Raw genomic sequence first — 16,607 nt, 5'->3', positions numbered from 1 at the left:
CGGTCGTGCTGCACCACCTGGTCAACACGCTCGGCTGGCGTGACCTGCGCCCCATGCAGCATGCCGCCGTCACCCCGGTTAGGGACGGCGTCGACGCCGTGCTTCTTGCTCCCACCGCTGGCGGCAAGACGGAGGCGGCCCTCTTTCCGCTGTTGACCCGAATGGCGGAGCAACAGTGGACAGGAACCTCGGTGCTGTATCTCGCCCCGCTGAAGGCGTTGCTCAACAACCTCCAGCCCCGCATCGAGCGGTACGCGGGCTGGCTCGGCCGGCGTGCCGCCCTCTGGCACGGCGACGTCAGCTCCTCCCGCCGCCGGACGGTGCTTTACGAACGTCCCGACATCCTGCTCACCACGCCGGAGTCGCTGGAGTCCATGCTGGTCAGCACGAAGGTCGACCACCGGCTCTTCTTCGCCGACCTGCGCGCCGTCGTCGTCGACGAGGTGCATGCCTTCGCCGGCGACGACCGGGGGTGGCATCTGCTGGCCGTGCTCGAAAGGCTGAGCCGAGTGGCCGGTCGCCCCTTGCAGCGGATCGGGCTGTCCGCCACCGTCGGCAACCCCGAACAGCTGCTCACCTGGCTGCAGGGGTCTGGAGCGGGACACCGGCCGGCCGAGGTGGTGGCGCCGGACCTGGCACCCGTTCAGGTCACCGATCGTCCGCCGCCCGGTGACATCGAGCTGGACTACGTCGGTTCCCTCACCAATGCCGCGACGGTGATCGCTGGCCTGCACCGGGGAGAGAAGCGTCTGGTCTTCTGCGAGTCCCGACAGACCGTGGAGGAACTGGGCCAACTGCTGAGGGAGAAGGGCGTCACCACGTTCCTCTCACACGCATCGCTCTCCCTCGACGAGCGGCGCCGCGCCGAGCAGGCGTTCAGCGAGGCACGGGACTGCGTCATCGTCTCCACCAGCACCCTGGAACTGGGCATCGACGTCGGCGACCTGGACCGCGTCATCCAGATCGACGCTCCGGCCACGGTCGCGTCGTTCCTCCAACGACTCGGCCGCACCGGCCGTCGGCCCGGCAGCAGCCGCAACTGCCTCTTCCTGACCCTCGGCGGCGACGCGCTGACCGAGGCGGCGGCGTTGCTGCTGCTCTGGTCTAGGGGCTGGGTGGAGCCGGTCAGCGCGCCGCCCGAGCCACGACACGTCGTCGCCCAGCAGGTGCTGGCCTTCTGCCTGCAGGAACACCAGGTCGGCGACCAACTCTGGATGCAGGCCTGGAACGGCCTCGGCCCCTTCGGGGAAAGCGCCGGTCCGATCGTTCGCCATCTCGTCGAGCACGGCTACCTCGACCAGGACGGAGGGATGCTGTTCATCGGCCCGGCCGCGGAGCAGCGCTTCGGCCGCCGGCACTTTATGGACCTGACCGCCGTCTTCACCGGGCCCCCCGAGTTCACCGTGCTCACCGGGCGCAACGAACTCGGCCGGATCGACCCGAGCCTCCTCACCGAGCAGGTGCGGGGCGAACGTCGGCTGCTGCTCGGCGGTCGCAGCTGGCGCGTCACCTACGTCGACTGGCGCAGGCGGCGGTGCTTCGTGGAGCCGGCCGACGGTGGCGGACGAGCCCGATGGCGCGGCAGCGGCTGGGCGTACCTGAGCTTCGAATTGAACCGCGCCATGCGGGAAGTCCTGCTCGGCGTGGACCCGTCGGTATCGATCACCCGACGCGCCCAAAACCGGTTGGCGGATGACCGGGCGGAAAGGTCACACCTGGTGCATCCGGGTGGGACGGTGATCGTGCGGGACAAGCACGGTGACCTGAGGTGGTGGACCTGGGCCGGATTCCGCGCAAACGCCACCCTGACGGCGACTCTCGGCGAGGTCGTCGATCCGGTGGAGAGATTCGACGACAGCAGCATCAGGCTGCGGGAGAACCTCACCCCGCAGGACTGGAGGTTGCTGACCGCAGACGCGGCGGACCGGCTGTGCCTGCCCGAGATTGACGAGAAGGCACTGACGGGTTTGAAGTTCAATGCGGCGCTGCCGTCCCGCCTGGCCATAGCGACACTGGCTGCGCGGCTCGCGGATCTGGACCGTGCGGCCACCGTGCTTCGCGAGCCGGCACGATTCGTCGCTCTCTGAGTGGTCTCCACGGCGTCAGCGACGGCGGTCGGGCATCTCGCTGACCACGGTCGGCGAGTACTGGTTCGCCGCCTCCACCGCCCACTCCAGCGCGAAGTCCGCCTCCTCCTCCCAGCCCGGCTCGCCGCCGACGAAGTGCGACCGGCCCGGGTACTCCCGGTAGCCGGTGATCGCCGTCGAGCCCCGGTAGAGGTTGGCGTTGGCGGACACCACCGACGGCGGCACCACGTGGTCCTCGCCGCCGGCGGTCAGCAGCAGCGGGGCCCGATCGGCCCGCTTGGTGTCCACCGCCGTGGCCGCGTGCGGGTTGAGGTTGGCGAACGCCGCCTCGAACAGGACGTGACCGGCGCCGGGGACGGCGTACCGCTCCCAGGCGGCGTCGGACTCCTCCTGGCTGACCGTGTTGCCGAAGGAGTAGCGGAACTCCTCCCGGGTGACCGGCACCGCGCGGTCCCGGTTCGCCGGGCTGTGCAGGATCGGGTACGAGGAGCGCAGCGTGGCCAGCGGCAGCTTCAGCACCCCCTTGATCTGGGCGGGGTGGACGGCGACGCCGGCCGCGCCGAGCTTGCGGTCCAGGAGCAGTTGGGTGATCAGCCCACCGAACGAGTGGCCCATGACGATCGGCGGCCGGGGCAGCTCCCCGATGATCGCCGCGTGGTGGTCGACGATGGTGGTGATCCGCTGCGCGGCGATCGGGGTGGGGTCGGCCCGCAGCTCCTCGACCTCCCGGTCCATCCCCGGCCAGGCGGGGGTGAGCACCCGGAAACCCTGCGCCGCGTACCGGTCGACCCACCTCTCCCAGCTGCGCGAGGTCATCCAGAGTCCGTGGATCAGCACGATCGTGTCGACCCGCGCCGTGGGTGCGCTCATTGCCGGCCTCCCGGTGTGCGGTGGGGGAGTCGCTTACCCGGCCCGGGCGGGGTCACTCCCGCCGGACGGCACCCCTGACAAACGTCACGGTCGGAAGGTGATGCGCGCTCCGGGGACCGGCCCGCGCCCGCCCGCAGCATGGTTGACATGACAGACAGCGCACCGGCCGTCGAGCTGGCCGGACTCACCAAGACCTTCGGACCGGTCACCGCCGTCGACGGGCTCGACCTGCGCATCACCCCGGGTGAGGTGGTGGCCTTCCTCGGCCCGAACGGCGCCGGCAAGACCACCACGGTCGACATGCTGCTCGGCCTGGCCCGCCCCGACGCCGGCACCGTGCGGCTCTTCGGCGGCACCCCGGCCGACGCCGTCCGGCTCGGCCGGGTCGCCGCCGTGATGCAGACCGGTGGCCTGCTCAAGGACCTCACCGTCGCCGAGACGGTACGCATGACCGCCCAGTTCTACGGCCACACCCGCCCGGTGGGGGAGGTGCTCGACCGGGCCGGCATCGCGGACCTCGCCGACCGCCAGGTGGGGAAGTGCTCCGGCGGCCAGCAGCAACGGCTGCGCTTCGCCCTGGCCCTGCTGCCCGACCCCGATCTCATGGTGCTCGACGAGCCGACCACCGGCATGGACGTGGAGGGCCGCCGGGACTTCTGGCGGGCGATCCGCGCCGACGCCCGCTCCGGTCGGACGATCCTCTTCGCCACCCACTATCTGGACGAGGCGGACGCGTACGCGGACCGGATCGTGCTCGTCCGCTCGGGCCGGGTGGTGGCCGACGGGACCACCGCCGAGATCAAGAACCTGGCGGCCGGGCGGGTCGTGCGCGCCACCCTCCCGGGGGCCGACCAGGCCGCGCTGGCCGCTCTCCCCGCCGTCCGTTCCGTCGAGGTACGCGGTGACGCGGTGCTGGTGAGCACCGACGATTCGGACGCCGTCGCCCGGTACCTGCTCACCCGGACCGCCGCCCGGGACCTGGAGATCACCTCCCGGAACCTCGAGGACGCCTTCCTCGCCCTCACCACCGACGCCCCGACCGCCGCGCTGACCACGGGAGCCTGAGATGACCTCTGCCGCCTCGCCCGCCACCACCGTGCCGACCCCGACCTCCCGCGCGGACCGGCGTCCGCCCGCCCTGGGCGGGTTCTCCGCCGCCGTGCTCGGTATCGAGATCCGCCGGGTGCTGCGCAACCGCCGCACGCTGATCTTCATCCTCGTCATGCCGGCGGTCTTCTTCCTGCTCTTCGGTCTCCCCTCGCGCGGGGACCGGCTCGACAACGGGCTGCCGGTGACCGGCTGGATCATGATCAGCCTCGCCGTCTACGCGGCCATGGTGGCCACCACCAGCGCCGGCGCCGCCGTCGCGACGGAACGGGCGCTGGGCTGGAGCCGCCAGCTCCGGCTCACCCCGCTACGGCCGGCCGCGTACGTGGGGACGAAGGTGGTCACCGCGATGGTCCTGGGCCTGCTGGGCGTGGTCGTGGAGTTCGCCGTCGGCGCCGCCTCCGGGGTGCGGCTGCCCGCTTACATCTGGGTGACGTCCGGTCTCGTCGCGTGGCTCGGCTCGCTGGTCTTCGCCGCGCTGGGTCTCTTCGTCGGCTACCTCGCCCCGGCCGAGAACGTCATGCAGTTCATGGGCCCGGCGCTGGCCATCCTGGCCATGCTCGGCGGCCTGTTCCTGCCGCTGGAGCTGCTCCCGCACGTCATGCAGCAGATCGCGAAGTTCACCCCGGTGTACGGCGTCGGCCAGTTGGCCCGGGCCCCGCTGACCGGGAACGGGATGGACTGGGCGGCGCTGGGCAACCTGGCCGGCTGGACGGCGTTCTTCACCCTCGGCGCGGCCCGGCTGTTCCGCCGGGACACCACCCGGGTCTGAGCGGGCCGGCCCGGGTTAGCGTGGGCGCCGTGAAGCTCATGCCCGACGACCCCTATCCGGTGAGCCACCGCTGGCGGTTCACCGGATGGCTGCTGGCGGCGGTCTGGCTGATCTTCCTCAACACCGCCCTGGACGCCGCGCTGCACCAGGAGCAGGTGTGGCGGCGGGTGCTGGGGGTGGCCACCCTGGTCGCCTTCGGGCTGGGCTACGTCCTCGCCTTCGAGTGGGGCCGGCTGATGCGCCGGTCCGCCCGGCCCATCCCGCCGGGCCGGGCCTGGGCGATCCTCGGTGGGCTGCTCGCCCTCGGCCTGGCCGGCATCCCTGGCACCGGGGGCGAGTGGATGTCCACCCTGGTCTTCGTGGCCGCCGCCGCGATCTTCCTGCTGCCGACCCGGCCGGCCGTCGTGGTGGTGCTGCTGGCCGCGGTCACTCCGATGCTGCTGGGCCTCCTGGTGCCCGGCTGGGGCGCGGAGCGCACGATCCTCTTCGCCGTGCTGCTCGCCGCGCTCGCCATGTTCGGGGTGAGCCGGCTGGCCCAACGCAACGCCGAGCTCCATGCCGCGCAGGCCGAGATCCGCCGGCTCGCCGTCGCCGAGGAGCGCGCCCGCACCGCCCGCGACCTGCACGACATCCTCGGCCACTCGCTGACCGTGGTGGCGGTGAAGGCGGAGCTGGCCGGGCGGCTGCTGGAGCTCGACCCGGCCCGGGCGGCCACCGAGATCGCCGACGTGGAGCGGCTGGCCCGGGAGGCCCTCGCGGACGTGCGGGGCACCGTCGGGGCGTACCGCGGGGTCGGTCTCGGCACCGAGCTGGCCGGCGCCCGCTCGGCGCTGACCGCCGCGGGCATCCGCGCGGAGCTGCCGGAAGGCCTGCCGGAGCTGCCCGCGGAGCGCGACGAGCTGTTCGGCTGGGCGGTCCGGGAGGGGGTGACCAACGTGGTGCGGCACAGCGGCGCGCGGCGCTGCGAGATCCGGGTGACCGCGACGGCGGTGGAGGTACGCGACGACGGCCGCGGCCCGGCCCCCGGATCCGACGGCGCCGGGCACGGCCTGGTGGGGCTGCGCGAGCGGGCCCGCCGGTGGGACGCCACCGTCACCGTCGGCCGCCGGCCGGACGGCCCTGGTTTCCTGCTGCGGGTGGCCGTGCCCGACGGGGAGGGTTGAGATGGACGCGCCGATCCGGCTGCTGCTCGCCGACGACCAGGCGCTGGTCCGGGGAGCGCTGGCCGCGCTGCTGTCGCTGGAGCCGGACCTGACGGTGGTGGCCGAGGTGGGGCGCGGCGACGAGGTGGTCCCCGAGGCCCGACGCACCTCGCCCGACGTGGCGTTGCTCGACGTGGAGATGCCCGGCCTGGACGGGATCGCCGCGACGGCCGCGCTGCGGGCCGCGGTGCCCGGCTGCCGGGTGCTGGTGGTGACCACCTTCGGCCGCCCCGGCTACCTGCGCCGGGCGATGGAGGCCGGCGCGGACGGCTTCGTGGTCAAGGACACCCCGGCCCGGCAGCTCGCCGACGCGGTCCGCCGGGTGCGCGCCGGGCTGCGGGTGGTCGACCCGACCCTGGCCGCGGAGACCCTCGCCGCCGGGACGAGCCCGCTGACCGAACGGGAGACCGAGGTGCTGCGTACCGCCCGGGGCGGGGGGACGGTCGCCGAGCTGGCCCGCACGCTGCACCTCTCCGAGGGCACGGTGCGCAACCACCTGTCGGCGGCGATCGGCAAGACCGGGGCCCGCAACCGGGCCGACGCGGTGCGGATCGCCGAGGAGAACGGCTGGCTGCTCGGCCGGTGAGCCGGCCGCTCAGGCGGTGGCCGGCGGGGTGTGGAGCTGGTCGACCACGAGCAGGCCGGTGCCGGGCGGCACCCGGTCGAGCAGCAGCCGCTGGGCGCCGCGGGTCAGCCGGATGCAGCCGTTGGTGACGTTGCGCCCGAGGGTGTCGTCGTCGTGCCAGCTGTGCAGGCCGATGTGCGCTCCCTTCAGGCCGGTGGGGACGGCGTCCGGGTCGTCGGGGACCGCGCCGAGGGCGAAGATGTCCACCCCGCCGTAGACCTCCTCCGGCGGGGGAGTGCGGCCCAGGACGAAGGTGCGGCCCAGCGGGGTCTCCTGGCCGGGCATGCCGAGGCTGACCGGCCAGGACCGCACGGCGCGACCGGAGTGGAACCAGGTGAGTCGGTGCGGGCGGCGTTCCACCACGATCTGGTCGGGCAGGGCGACGGTGGTCCAGCCGCCGGTGGGCGGGACCCAGGCCAGCCGGCGGTTGGCCGAGGGGAGCAGCACCGCGGTCCAGCCGGTGCGCCGCTGGGCGATCGGCACGGTCAGCGGGACGTCGCTGATGGTGGGGGCGAGGAAGGCCAGCGGCCGGCCGCCCGGCGCGTCGTACACCGGGATCTTCCGGGTGGGGGCGAGCCCCTGGGTGAGCGGCCGGGTGTCGCCGGGGTGCGGGTCGGCCGGGAAACCGGCGGGCGCGGCGGCGTAGTCGATCACCGGCAGGCCGGGCGGCGCGGGCGCCGCGGCCGGCACCGACTCCGACCCGGTCGGGCTCGGGGTGGCCGGGGCCGCGGTGGGTGGCGGCGTGGGCCGGGCCGTCGGGTGTCCGGGGGGGCGACGGCCGGCCGGCGAACAGCACCGCGGCGAGCACCAGGGGTACGCCGAGGGCGGCGAGCAGCCAGCCGAGCGTCCAGCGCGAGGTCAACCGGGCAAAGAGCACGAAACCACTCTAAGCGAGCGTACGCCCTCCCGAGCCGACAACCGGCACGGCGGAGCCCCCGCGCCGCGGGGGCGGTACGGGGGCTCCGGGTCGGACGGTCGGCCGGATCGGGTCGACCAGCCGGGTCAGGGCAGCCGGGCGCCGACGTGGATGGCGACCGCGTCGTGGGCGTTGATGGTCGCGGCGAACCAGCCGCTGGAGTCCACGGTGATCACCGGTCCGCTGCACGAGCCGTTGCTGAAGTCGCCGTGGACGACGTCGCAGTACCGGCCGGCGGGCAGGCCGGTGTAGTACGAGCGGCCGGTGATCGCGGAGTCCTCGTCGTTGATGGTCAGGAAGCCCTTGCCGGTACGGCTGAAGGCGATGTGCTGGTAGCCGTTGTCGTACCAGTTGCTGACGCCGGCGCCCTGGGTGGCGTTGTTGAAGCCGACCATGTTGGCGATCACCCGCCAGCGGTGCTCGCACTCCCAGCCCGCGTAGCAGGTGGTGTTGGTGATCCGGTTGCTGGCGTCCGAGGGCGGCGCCTGGTCCTTGTTGCTGAACGAGAAGCTGGACATCACCGCCGGGGTGCCGTACGGCCAGGCCAGCATGAACGCGTTCGCCAGGGCGTACGCGCCGCCGTTCTTGTATGTCAGCACCCCGCCCTCGCGCTGGGTGTCGTGGTTGTCCACGAAGGCCACCGCCTGGCTGCTGGGCAGGTAGCCCCACGCCTCGCCGAAGTTCTTCAGGTACGCCAGCCGCTCGCTGTTGAACATCCGGGCCAGGTCCTTGCCGTACCGGAACTCGTGCACGTCGCCGTTGCCGGTGTACTCGGTCGGCTGCACCGGCTCACCGGCGCCGTAGATGACCTCCTGTACCAGGTACGCCGAGCGGGAGAGCTTGCTCTTGATGGCGGCGATGTCGGCGGCCGGCATGTGCTTGCTGCCGTCCATCCGGAAGCCGTCGACGCCGAGGGAGAGCAGGTCGTTCATGTACGCGGCGAGCCGGGTGCGGACGTAGTCCGACTCCGTCTTCAGGTCCGCGAGGTTGACCAGCTCGCAGTTCTGCACCTCGTACCGGTCGCTGTAGTTGACGATGTCGTTGTTGCCGTTGCGCCCGCAGTAGTGGAAGTCCTGCGAGCCGTAGGTGCCCGGGTAGTTGTAGTGGCCGTAGCTGGTGCCGGCCCAGCCGGTGCCGCCGTTCTCCTGGCCGGACATGTGGTTGACCACGGTGTCCACGATGACCTTCACGCCCGCGTTGTGGCAGGTGTTGACCATGGACTGGAACTGCGCCCGGGTGCCCTTGCGGGACTCGATCCGGTAGCTGACCGGCTGGTAGGAGACCCACCACGGCGCGGCATTGACGTGCTCCTGCGGCGGGGAGACCTGCACCCAGCCGTAGCCCTTCGGGCCCAGCACTCCTGTGCACTCGCTGGCCACCGAGGTCCAGTTCCACTCGAAGAGCTGGACGATGACCTTCTTTGTGCCCGGGGTCGCCGCGACGGCCGGGGGTGCCGCCACGGCTGTGGGTACGAGCAGGCTGGCGATCGCGCCGAGGGCGAGGATCGCCGAGCGGCATCGACGTTGATGCATCGGTACTCCTGGGGGTGCGGGGGACGGGGTGGTGGTGCGTGCGCGGGGGAGGGTTCTTCAGTGCCGGCTTCTTGCAGACCGGACTGAAAATTTTCGGCAAGGTTACAAGCGCGTTGCAAGGGCTGTCAACGGATGGACATCCGTCGTTGCGCGGGGTGCTACACGCGCGCCGCGACCGGGCGGTTCGACGATCCGGCCGAGAAATTCCCACCGACGCTGATCCGTTCACGGTCGGCGTGCGTACTGCTGGACGGAGCAGGGTCGGCCGGTGGGGCGCCGCCGCGAGTTGACGATCGAGGAGCAGATGGGCCGGGGACAGCAGAACCAGAAGGCGGTGACCGTCCGGACCACCAGCACCAGCCGGGGCGTGCGTACCCTGTCCCGGCCGGCGCTCGCGCTGCTGGTCGGCTCCGCTCTCGCCCTGCTCTGGGCGGGCGTCGAGCTCACCGGCGAGGGCGCCACCATGTACGCGTACGGCTTCTTCTTCACCGAGTTCTTCGCCGGTGTCGTCGCCCTGGTCTCGTTGAGCCTGACGGTGATGATGGGCCTGCTCGCCACCGACCGGCTGGTGCTCCAGATCCGGCACCGGGTGCTGCTCCAGTCGGCGCACCGGGCCACCGGTGTCCTGGGCGTCGCCGGCCTGGTCTTCCACGTGATCACCAAGATCGCCATCGGGCGGGCCGGCCCCACCGACGCCGTGCTGCCCTTCCTCGGCGGGCGCGGCCTCTACGTCGGGCTCGGCACGGTGGCCGCCTTCCTCATGGTCAGCGTGCTCTGGACCGGCGTCATCCGGGCCCGCTTCGCCGGCGTCGGCCCGAAGTGGGTGTGGCGGTCGCTGCACTCGATGGCGTACCTCTCCTGGCCCTTCGCCCTGCTCCACGGCCTGAACGCCGGCCGGGCCGCCAAGTCCTGGGTGGTGCTCAGCTACCTGGCCTGCGGGCTGCTGGTGGTGGTGGCCCTGCTGGTCCGGCTCTCCGTCCACGTCGGCCGGCGCAGTCGGGAGCAGCAGCAGGCCGCCGCCCGCAACCGGGCCATGGCCGCCCGCCCCGCCGAGGAGGCCGGCGCCCGGGGCCTGCTCACCCGGCTGGGCCGGGGCCGGGCCGACGCCGACACCCGCCAGGAGAAGGGCGCCCGGGGCGGCTGGGCGGAGACCACCGCCACCTCGTGGGCCGGCGCCGGCGCCCCGGCCCGCCGCCGCGACCCGGAGCGGTTCACGGTCCCGGTGGTCCCCGAGCCGGGCAGCCTGCGCCAGCCGGTCCGGGCCGCTCGCGCCGCCGAGCGACCGGGCCGGGACGAGGAACTGGTGCCGGTCTCCACCGGGCGTCGTGCCCGACGGGCCGAGGAGAGCGCGCCGGTCTCCCCGGGCCGACGCACCCGGTACGCCGACGACCCGGTCCCGCCCGACGAGGGCGACCTGGCCCCGACCTCCGGTGCCCGCCGGTCCCGCCGGACCGGGCCGGAGGAGCCGTGGGACAGCCCGCGCCGCTGGGAGGCCTCGGCGCCGCTGTCGGTCGAGCCGGTCTCCGCCGGCCGGCACAGCCTCGACGACGACGTGCCCGAGGAGCCGGACTACTGGCGCCCGCCGGCCCGCTACCTGCCGGACGAGCTGCCCGTCGACGACACCCCCACGCTTGTCGACCTGGCCTCGCGCCGGGCGCGGCGGGCCGCCGGGGACGGCCGGTCCAGCCGCCGTCGCCGGGCCAGCGCCGAGGCGGTCGACGGGGCGTACTGGGCCGGGCTGCGCGGGGAGGCGAAGTGATGCGGACGACCGTGCCGCCGGTGGCCTGCGTCGGGGAGGCCCGGCTCACCGCCGGGTTCGCCGACTTCGGCCGGCTCGACCTGGCCGCCCACGAGGAGGTGCACGGCCCGATCGGCCCGATCGAGCCGGCGAACCTGCTCCGGCTGGTCGACGGCGTCCAGCTCAAGGGCAAGGGCGGGGCCGGTTTCCCGTTCGCCCGCAAACTGCGCGCGGTGCTGGAGTCCTGCCAGCGGCAGGACGCCCCGGCGGTGGTGGTGGTCAACGCCACCGAGGGGGAGCCGGCCAGCTGGAAGGACAAGGTGCTGCTCACCCGCGCGCCGCACCTCGTGCTGGACGGCGCCGCGCTGGCCGCGTACGCGCTGGACGCCGAGGAGATCGTCATCGGGGTCTCCGACGACGACGTGGCCCGGCCGTCGCTGACCGAGGCGCTGGAGGAACGGCGGATGCCGGTGCCGACCAGCATCGTCACCGTCCCGCACCGGTTCATCTCCGGGGAGGGCGGCGCGCTGGTCAACGGGATCAACGGGCTGCCGCACATCCCGCCCGGCACCAAGAAGCGGTCCAGCGACTCCGGTGTGGGCGGTCTGCCCACCCTGCTCTCCAACGCCGAGACGTACGCCCAGCTCGCCGTCGCCGCCCGGCTCGGGCCGTACGAGTACGCGGCGCTCGGCACCGACGCGGAACCCGGCACGGTGCTGCTCACGGTGACCGGCGCCGCCGGCCGGCCCGCCGTGGTCGAGTGCGCGGCGGGGACGCCGCTGCGCGAGATCCTCGAACTCTGCCAGGTGCCCGACGGCCCGGGCATCCTGACCGGCGGCTACCACGGCAAGTGGATCACCCCGGAGGCCGCCGACCGGGCCGAGGTCTCCCGCGCCGGGCTGACCGCGGTCGGTGGCACTCTCGGCGCCGGCATCATCGTCCCGCTGGGCCGGGACACCTGCCCGCTCGGCGAGAGCGCGCAGGTGGTCCGCTACCTGGCCGGCGAGTCCGCCGGACAGTGCGGACCGTGCAAGATGGGCCTGCCGGACCTGGCCCGCGCCGTCGACCTGGCGGTCGCCGGCAGCGCGCCGGTGGAGATCGTCCGCGCGGCCGCCACCGACGTGCGGGGCCGCGGCGCGTGCAGCCACCCCGACGGTACGGCCCGATTCGCGCTCTCCGCGGTCGAGGTCTTCGCCGAGGACCTGCGGCTGCACACCACCGGCGACGGCTGCGGCCGGCGGGTCAAGGGTGTGATGGGGCTGCCCGGCGCCCCGGACGCCGACCCGCAGCGGCTCACCCTCGACTGGTCCCGGTGCGACGGGCACGGGCTCTGCGCGCACGTGGTGCCGGACTTCATCCGGCTCGACGGCAACGGATATCCCGCCTTCCCGCCCACCCCGGTCCCGACCTGGCTGCGCGAGGGCGCCCTCAAGGCGGTCAAGGTCTGCCCCGAGCTGGCGCTCCGGCTGGCCAAGGCCGAATAGCACGAACCCGCAGAGGAGCCCCGGATGCCCACGCCCCGGCCTGCCGCCCGGACCACACCTGTGGTCCGCCCAGCCGGCCCCGCCGCCGCCCGTGCCACACCGGTGGGCCGCTCAGCCGACGGGAGGTCTTCCACCGAACGTCCTGTCGAGCTGATGTCGCAGACGACTCACCATCCGGCCAGCGACCCCGGGGCGGAATGCCCCGCCGGCACCGCCGACCGGAGGCCTGAGTCGTTCACGACATCAGCTCGACAGGCTCCGACCGGGTTATCCGCCCGCTCTGCACATCGTCCCCACCCTCCCACCCGGCCGGCGCCGCGCCGGCATTCGGCCCTGCGCGGTTCGGCCCTCCGGGCCACCGCCGGGCTGGTCGCCGCGCTTGTCTGGGTGACCTCCTGCGCGGTCGGCGAGGCCCCGACCGCCCCGACCGGCCCGGTGGGTATCACGCCGGCCCCGACCGCCGCGCCGGCCCTGACCGCCGCCGCGCCGGCGACGCTGCGGTTCACCGGCACCACCCTGGACGGTGGCGCCTTCTCCGCCGCCGGCCTCGCCGGCCGGCCGGTGGTGCTCTGGTTCTGGGCGCCCTGGTGCGCCACCTGCGCCTCCCAGGCCTGGACGGTCGCCGAGATCGCCCCGAAGTACCGGGACACCGTGCCGATCATCGGCGTGGCCGGGCTCGGCGAGCGACCGGCCATGAAGGACTTCGTCACCGAGTTCGAGCTGGCCGGCACCACCCAGCTCGACGACCACGCCGGGGAGCTGTGGCGCCGGTTCGAGGTGGTCGAGCAGAGCACCTTCGTCGTCCTCGACCGCGACGGGCGGGTCGTCCACCGGGGCTTCCTCGACGGCGAGGCGCTGACCCGGCGGGTCGCCGAGCTGGCCGGCTGACCGCCGGTGGGCACCCCGCTGCTGCTGGCGCTCACCGCCGGCATGCTCGGCGCGGTCAACCCGTGCGGCTTCGCCATGCTGCCGGCGTACCTGTCGCTGCTGGTCGCCGGGCCCGCCGAACGGGCCGGCGCGGTCCGCCGCGCGCTGGTCGCCACCGCCGGGCTGACCACCGGGTACGTCGTGGTCTTCGGCGCCTTCGGACTGGCACTGGCGCCACTGGCCGGCTGGCTGCGGCCCCGGCTGCCCTGGCTCACCGTCTGGCTGGGGGTGCTGCTGCTGGCGCTCGGCTGCTGGCTGCTCGCCGGCCGGAAGCTGCCGGGTCCGGGGGCCGGAGTGCGGGCGCCCCGGCTCACCCGCTCCTGGGCGTCGATGGCGCTCTTCGGCGCGGCGTACGCGCTGGCCTCGCTGAGCTGCACGATCGGCCCGTTCCTGGCGATCGTGGTGACCAGCCTGCGGGCCGGGTCGACGCTGCGCGGGCTGGCGCTGTTCGGGGCGTACGCGATCGGGATGGGGTTGGTGGTCGGCGTGGCCGCCCTCGGCGTGGCCCTGGTCCGCGGCTCTGTGGTGGCCCGGCTGCGCCGCGTCGGCGCCCTGGTGCCCCGGCTCGGCGGCCTGGTGCTGCTGGTCGCCGGCGGCTACGTCGCCTGGTACGGCTGGTACGAGGTGCGGCTGGCCCTGGGCCGGCACGACGTCCTCGGCGACCCGGTGGTGGCCGGGGCGGCCCGGCTGCAACGGTCGCTGACCGCCGTCCTCGCCGCGGCCGGGCCGGCGGTGCTGGCGGTGGCCCTGGCCGGGCTGCTGCTCGTCGCCGCGCTGAGGCGCCGCACCCCGACGGACGGCGACGACGTGCGGGGCCGGCGGACCGGGCCCCGCACGTCGCGGCGGGTCAGCGGGGGGTGAGCAGGTCGGTGCCCAGCTTGGGCCGGAGCACCTCGGGCACCACCACGGAACCGTCGGCCTGCTGGAACTGCTCCAGGATGGCCGGGAAGAGCCGGCTGGTGGCCAGCGCCGACCCGTTGAGGGTGTGCACGAAACGGGTCTGCTTGCCGCCCGGCTCCCGGTAACGGATCGCGGCCCGGCGGGCCTGGTAGTCACCGGCCCAGGAGACCGACGACACCTCCTTGTACTTGCCGGTGCTCGGCATCCAGACCTCGATGTCCAGGGTCTTCTTCATCGAGGCGCTGGCGTCGCCGGCCGCCAGCAGGCTGGTCTGGTGGTGCAGGCCGAGCTGCTCGACCAGGCCCTCCACGTGCGCGACCATCGCGGTCAGCGCGGCGTCCGCCTGCTCCGGCAGGGTGAACTGGAAGATCTCCACCTTGTTGAACTGGTGGCCACGGACCGTGCCCCGCTCGTCGGAGTGCGAGCCGGCCGCCTCCCGCCGGTAGCACGGCGTGTACGCGAACGCCTTCAGCGGCAGCTTCGCCGTCTCCAGGATCTCGTCCTGGTACGCCCCGAGGATCGCCGTCTCCGAGGTGGGCAGCAGGAACTGGCCGCGCGGCGCCGACTCCCGGTCCAGGTGGTAGACGTCGTCGTAGAACTTCGGGAACTGGCCGGCGGCGAAGCCCGCGGTGTCCAGCAGCAGGTGCGGCGGGAGCAGGAACTCGTAGCCCGCCTCGATGTTCCGCTCGACCAGCCAGTTGAGCAGCGCCCACTCCAACCGCGCGCCCATGCCGGTGTACATCCAGAACCCGGAACCGCCGAGCTTCACCCCGCGCTCGTGGTCCACCAGACCCAGCATCCGGCTCAGCTCGACGTGGTCGCGTACCTTCTCGATCGCCGGCGGCTCGCCGAAGGTGCGCACCACCCGGTTGGCCTCCTTGCCGCCGGGCACCACGTCCTCGGCGGGCAGGTTCGGCAGCTCGGCCATCCGGTCCCGCAGCCGGGCCTGCACCTCGTCCAGCTGGGACTCCAGCTCGGCCAGCTGCTTGCGCTCACCGTCCGGGGCGGCCTGCTCCGGCTCCCGGCCGGCCCGCTTCGCCTCGGCGTACGCCCGGGCCTCGGCCTTGCGGCGCTGCCGCTCGGCGTCGATCCCCGTGATCAGGGCGCGTCGCTCCTGGTCCAGCCGCTGGATCTCGTCCAGGGCCCGGCTGACCTCGGCCGGATCCAAACGCTTGGCCAGCGCGGTCGCCACCGCCTCGCGATCCTTCCGGATCAACTCCATGTCGAGCATGCGCTCCGTACGCCTCCGTCCGGGGACTCGTTCTCAGACCCCCAGATGCTACCGTCGCCGCCCCTGCCGCCGAGATCGCCGTCAGCGGGCCGTCAGAGCCGGCTCCCCTGCTCGGTCAGAGCCGGATCGGCATCAGGATCGAGAAGGCGTCCCCGTCGCCGGGGCGGCGGACCGCCAGCGGGGCGATCGGGCCGTCCAGCTCCAGCACCAGCTGCCCCGGCCCGCCCGCGTCCAGCGCGTCCAGCAGGTAGTGCCGGTTCACCCCGACCCGGAGCACGCCCGGGTCCGGATCGTCGCCGGCCAGCACCCGCAGGCCGCCATCGGCCAGCCCCAGCACGGTCACCTCGTACGGGTTGCCCTCGTGCTCGCGGACCTGGACCGGCACGTCGGGGGCGGTCAGCGCGGCCCGCAGGGCGGCCACGTCCAGCGGCACCCGGTGCGCCGGCACCGCCGAGACCACCTCCCGCAGCAGCCGGTGCAGGTCGGGGAAGTCGTACGGCAGCGGGACGGCCCGCACCTCGCAGCCCGCCACCTCGGCGGTCAGCCCGTCCGGGGTCACGGTGAGCCGCGCCCGTGGGCCTTCGACGTCGAGCAGGGCGCGCAACTCGTCCACGGCGGCCACCGGAACCAGGAACCGCACCGGCGGCCCGGTCACCTCGGCGCCGACCCGGGCGATGGCCAGCCGGTGCCGGTCGGTGGCGGCCAGCCGCACCCCGTCCGGCTCGACGTCGAGGAGCACGCCGGCCATCGCCGGCAGCTCCGGGTCGGCGCCGACGGCGAAGCGGACCGCGTCAACGGCGGCGGCGAGGTCGGCGCGGGACAGCACGAGGTGGGTGGTCATCGGTTCCTCCTCGGGATCGATGAGCGTACGGATCCGGAAGAGCTCCCGACGCGCGTCGGCCAGGCCGTCCTCCAGCCGGCGCAGGTGCGCGTCGAGCAGGGCGCCCACCACCGCCGGCTCGTGCCGGTGCCGCAACGCCTCGACGATCCCGGCCAGCGGCATGCCGACCCGACGCAGGCCGGCCACCAGCCGGGCCGGGGCCACCTGGTCCTCGGCGTACCAGCGGTAGCCGGTCACCGGGTCGACCAGCGCCGGGGCCAGCACCCCGCTGCGGTCGTAGAACCGCAGCGCGCTGACCGTCAGCCCACTGGCCCGGGCCAGCTCGCCGATGCTGCGCAGTTCGCTCTCCACGACCCTGATCCTGGGCTCTCAACC

The 16,607-nt window shown here is 73.9% G+C and carries 14 protein-coding genes; 9 read left to right on the top strand and 5 right to left on the bottom strand.

Annotated elements, in window-relative coordinates; all coding sequences use genetic code 11:
- Nucleotides 1-5: 5 nt before the first annotated feature.
- A complete protein-coding gene (locus tag GA0070564_RS25890; RefSeq protein WP_245670256.1) occupies nucleotides 6-2,087 on the top strand; it encodes a DEAD/DEAH box helicase in 2,082 nt (693 codons plus the stop codon).
- 15 nt (nucleotides 2,088-2,102) lie between these two features.
- On the opposite strand, the gene GA0070564_RS25885 is transcribed toward GA0070564_RS25890, so the two are convergent.
- Nucleotides 2,103-2,957, bottom strand: coding sequence for an alpha/beta hydrolase (locus GA0070564_RS25885; RefSeq protein WP_091614526.1), 855 nt, complete (start codon nucleotides 2,955-2,957; stop codon nucleotides 2,103-2,105).
- Between the two features lie 147 nt (nucleotides 2,958-3,104).
- Between GA0070564_RS25885 and GA0070564_RS25880 the strand changes: the two genes are divergently transcribed.
- The 4 genes from GA0070564_RS25880 to GA0070564_RS25865 are packed head-to-tail and all read left to right on the top strand — an operon-like array spanning nucleotide 3,105 to nucleotide 6,624.
- Nucleotides 3,105-4,022 (top strand): ABC transporter ATP-binding protein, encoded by a 918-nt coding sequence (locus GA0070564_RS25880; protein ID WP_091614522.1) that lies wholly within the window; start codon nucleotides 3,105-3,107, stop codon nucleotides 4,020-4,022.
- A 1-nt stretch (nucleotide 4,023) separates the two neighbouring features.
- Nucleotides 4,024-4,836 (top strand): ABC transporter permease, encoded by an 813-nt coding sequence (locus GA0070564_RS25875; RefSeq protein ID WP_091614517.1) that lies wholly within the window; start codon nucleotides 4,024-4,026, stop codon nucleotides 4,834-4,836.
- 38 nt (nucleotides 4,837-4,874) lie between these two features.
- Nucleotides 4,875-5,999, top strand: a complete 1,125-nt coding sequence (locus tag GA0070564_RS25870; RefSeq protein ID WP_245670271.1) for a sensor histidine kinase — start codon at nucleotides 4,875-4,877, stop codon at nucleotides 5,997-5,999.
- A gap of 1 nt (nucleotide 6,000) precedes the next feature.
- Nucleotides 6,001-6,624 (top strand): response regulator transcription factor, encoded by a 624-nt coding sequence (locus tag GA0070564_RS25865; RefSeq protein WP_091614511.1) that lies wholly within the window; start codon nucleotides 6,001-6,003, stop codon nucleotides 6,622-6,624.
- 9 nt (nucleotides 6,625-6,633) lie between these two features.
- Here GA0070564_RS25865 and GA0070564_RS25860 read toward each other — a convergent pair whose 3' ends face one another.
- Nucleotides 6,634-7,353: a L,D-transpeptidase gene (locus GA0070564_RS25860; protein ID WP_245670254.1), complete on the bottom strand. Its 720-nt coding sequence runs from the start codon at nucleotides 7,351-7,353 to the stop codon at nucleotides 6,634-6,636.
- Nucleotides 7,354-7,665: 312 nt separating this feature from the next.
- Entirely contained in the window at nucleotides 7,666-9,111 is a 1,446-nt protein-coding gene (locus GA0070564_RS25855) for an alpha-amylase (protein ID WP_091614506.1), read from the bottom strand.
- A 268-nt stretch (nucleotides 9,112-9,379) separates the two neighbouring features.
- Here GA0070564_RS25855 and GA0070564_RS25850 point away from each other — a divergent pair, with 268 nt between their 5' ends.
- From GA0070564_RS25850 to GA0070564_RS25835, 4 genes are all read left to right on the top strand, one after another.
- On the top strand, nucleotides 9,380-10,870 hold the full coding sequence (locus GA0070564_RS25850; protein WP_245670252.1) for a ferric reductase-like transmembrane domain-containing protein: 1,491 nt from the start codon (nucleotides 9,380-9,382) through the stop codon (nucleotides 10,868-10,870).
- Complete coding sequence (locus GA0070564_RS25845) at nucleotides 10,867-12,333, top strand: NADH-quinone oxidoreductase subunit NuoF family protein (RefSeq protein WP_091614503.1); 1,467 nt, start codon at nucleotides 10,867-10,869, stop codon at nucleotides 12,331-12,333. Before GA0070564_RS25850 ends, GA0070564_RS25845 begins: the two co-directional genes overlap by 4 nt.
- A 387-nt stretch (nucleotides 12,334-12,720) precedes the next feature.
- On the top strand, nucleotides 12,721-13,221 hold the full coding sequence (locus tag GA0070564_RS25840; protein WP_245670250.1) for a TlpA family protein disulfide reductase: 501 nt from the start codon (nucleotides 12,721-12,723) through the stop codon (nucleotides 13,219-13,221).
- Between the two features lie 6 nt (nucleotides 13,222-13,227).
- Nucleotides 13,228-14,121: a cytochrome c biogenesis CcdA family protein gene (locus tag GA0070564_RS25835; RefSeq protein WP_091614499.1), complete on the top strand. Its 894-nt coding sequence runs from the start codon at nucleotides 13,228-13,230 to the stop codon at nucleotides 14,119-14,121.
- Here the strand turns inward: GA0070564_RS25835 and serS are convergent.
- Entirely contained in the window at nucleotides 14,108-15,391 is a 1,284-nt protein-coding gene (gene serS / locus GA0070564_RS25830; protein ID WP_091614496.1) for a serine--tRNA ligase, read from the bottom strand. The two genes, GA0070564_RS25835 and serS, sit on opposite strands and share 14 nt — an antisense overlap.
- Before the next feature lie 115 nt (nucleotides 15,392-15,506).
- Nucleotides 15,507-16,571 carry a DNA polymerase III subunit beta family protein gene (locus GA0070564_RS25825; protein ID WP_091614722.1) on the bottom strand — a complete coding sequence of 355 codons (1,065 nt, stop codon included), beginning with the start codon at nucleotides 16,569-16,571 and terminating at the stop codon, nucleotides 15,507-15,509.
- Nucleotides 16,572-16,607: the final 36 nt, after the last annotated feature.

This window comes from Micromonospora mirobrigensis (genome assembly GCF_900091555.1).
Classification (GTDB): domain Bacteria; phylum Actinomycetota; class Actinomycetes; order Mycobacteriales; family Micromonosporaceae; genus Micromonospora; species Micromonospora mirobrigensis.
The sequence above is the reverse complement of the archived record's forward strand: the minus strand, read 5'-3'. Positions and strand labels throughout refer to the sequence as shown.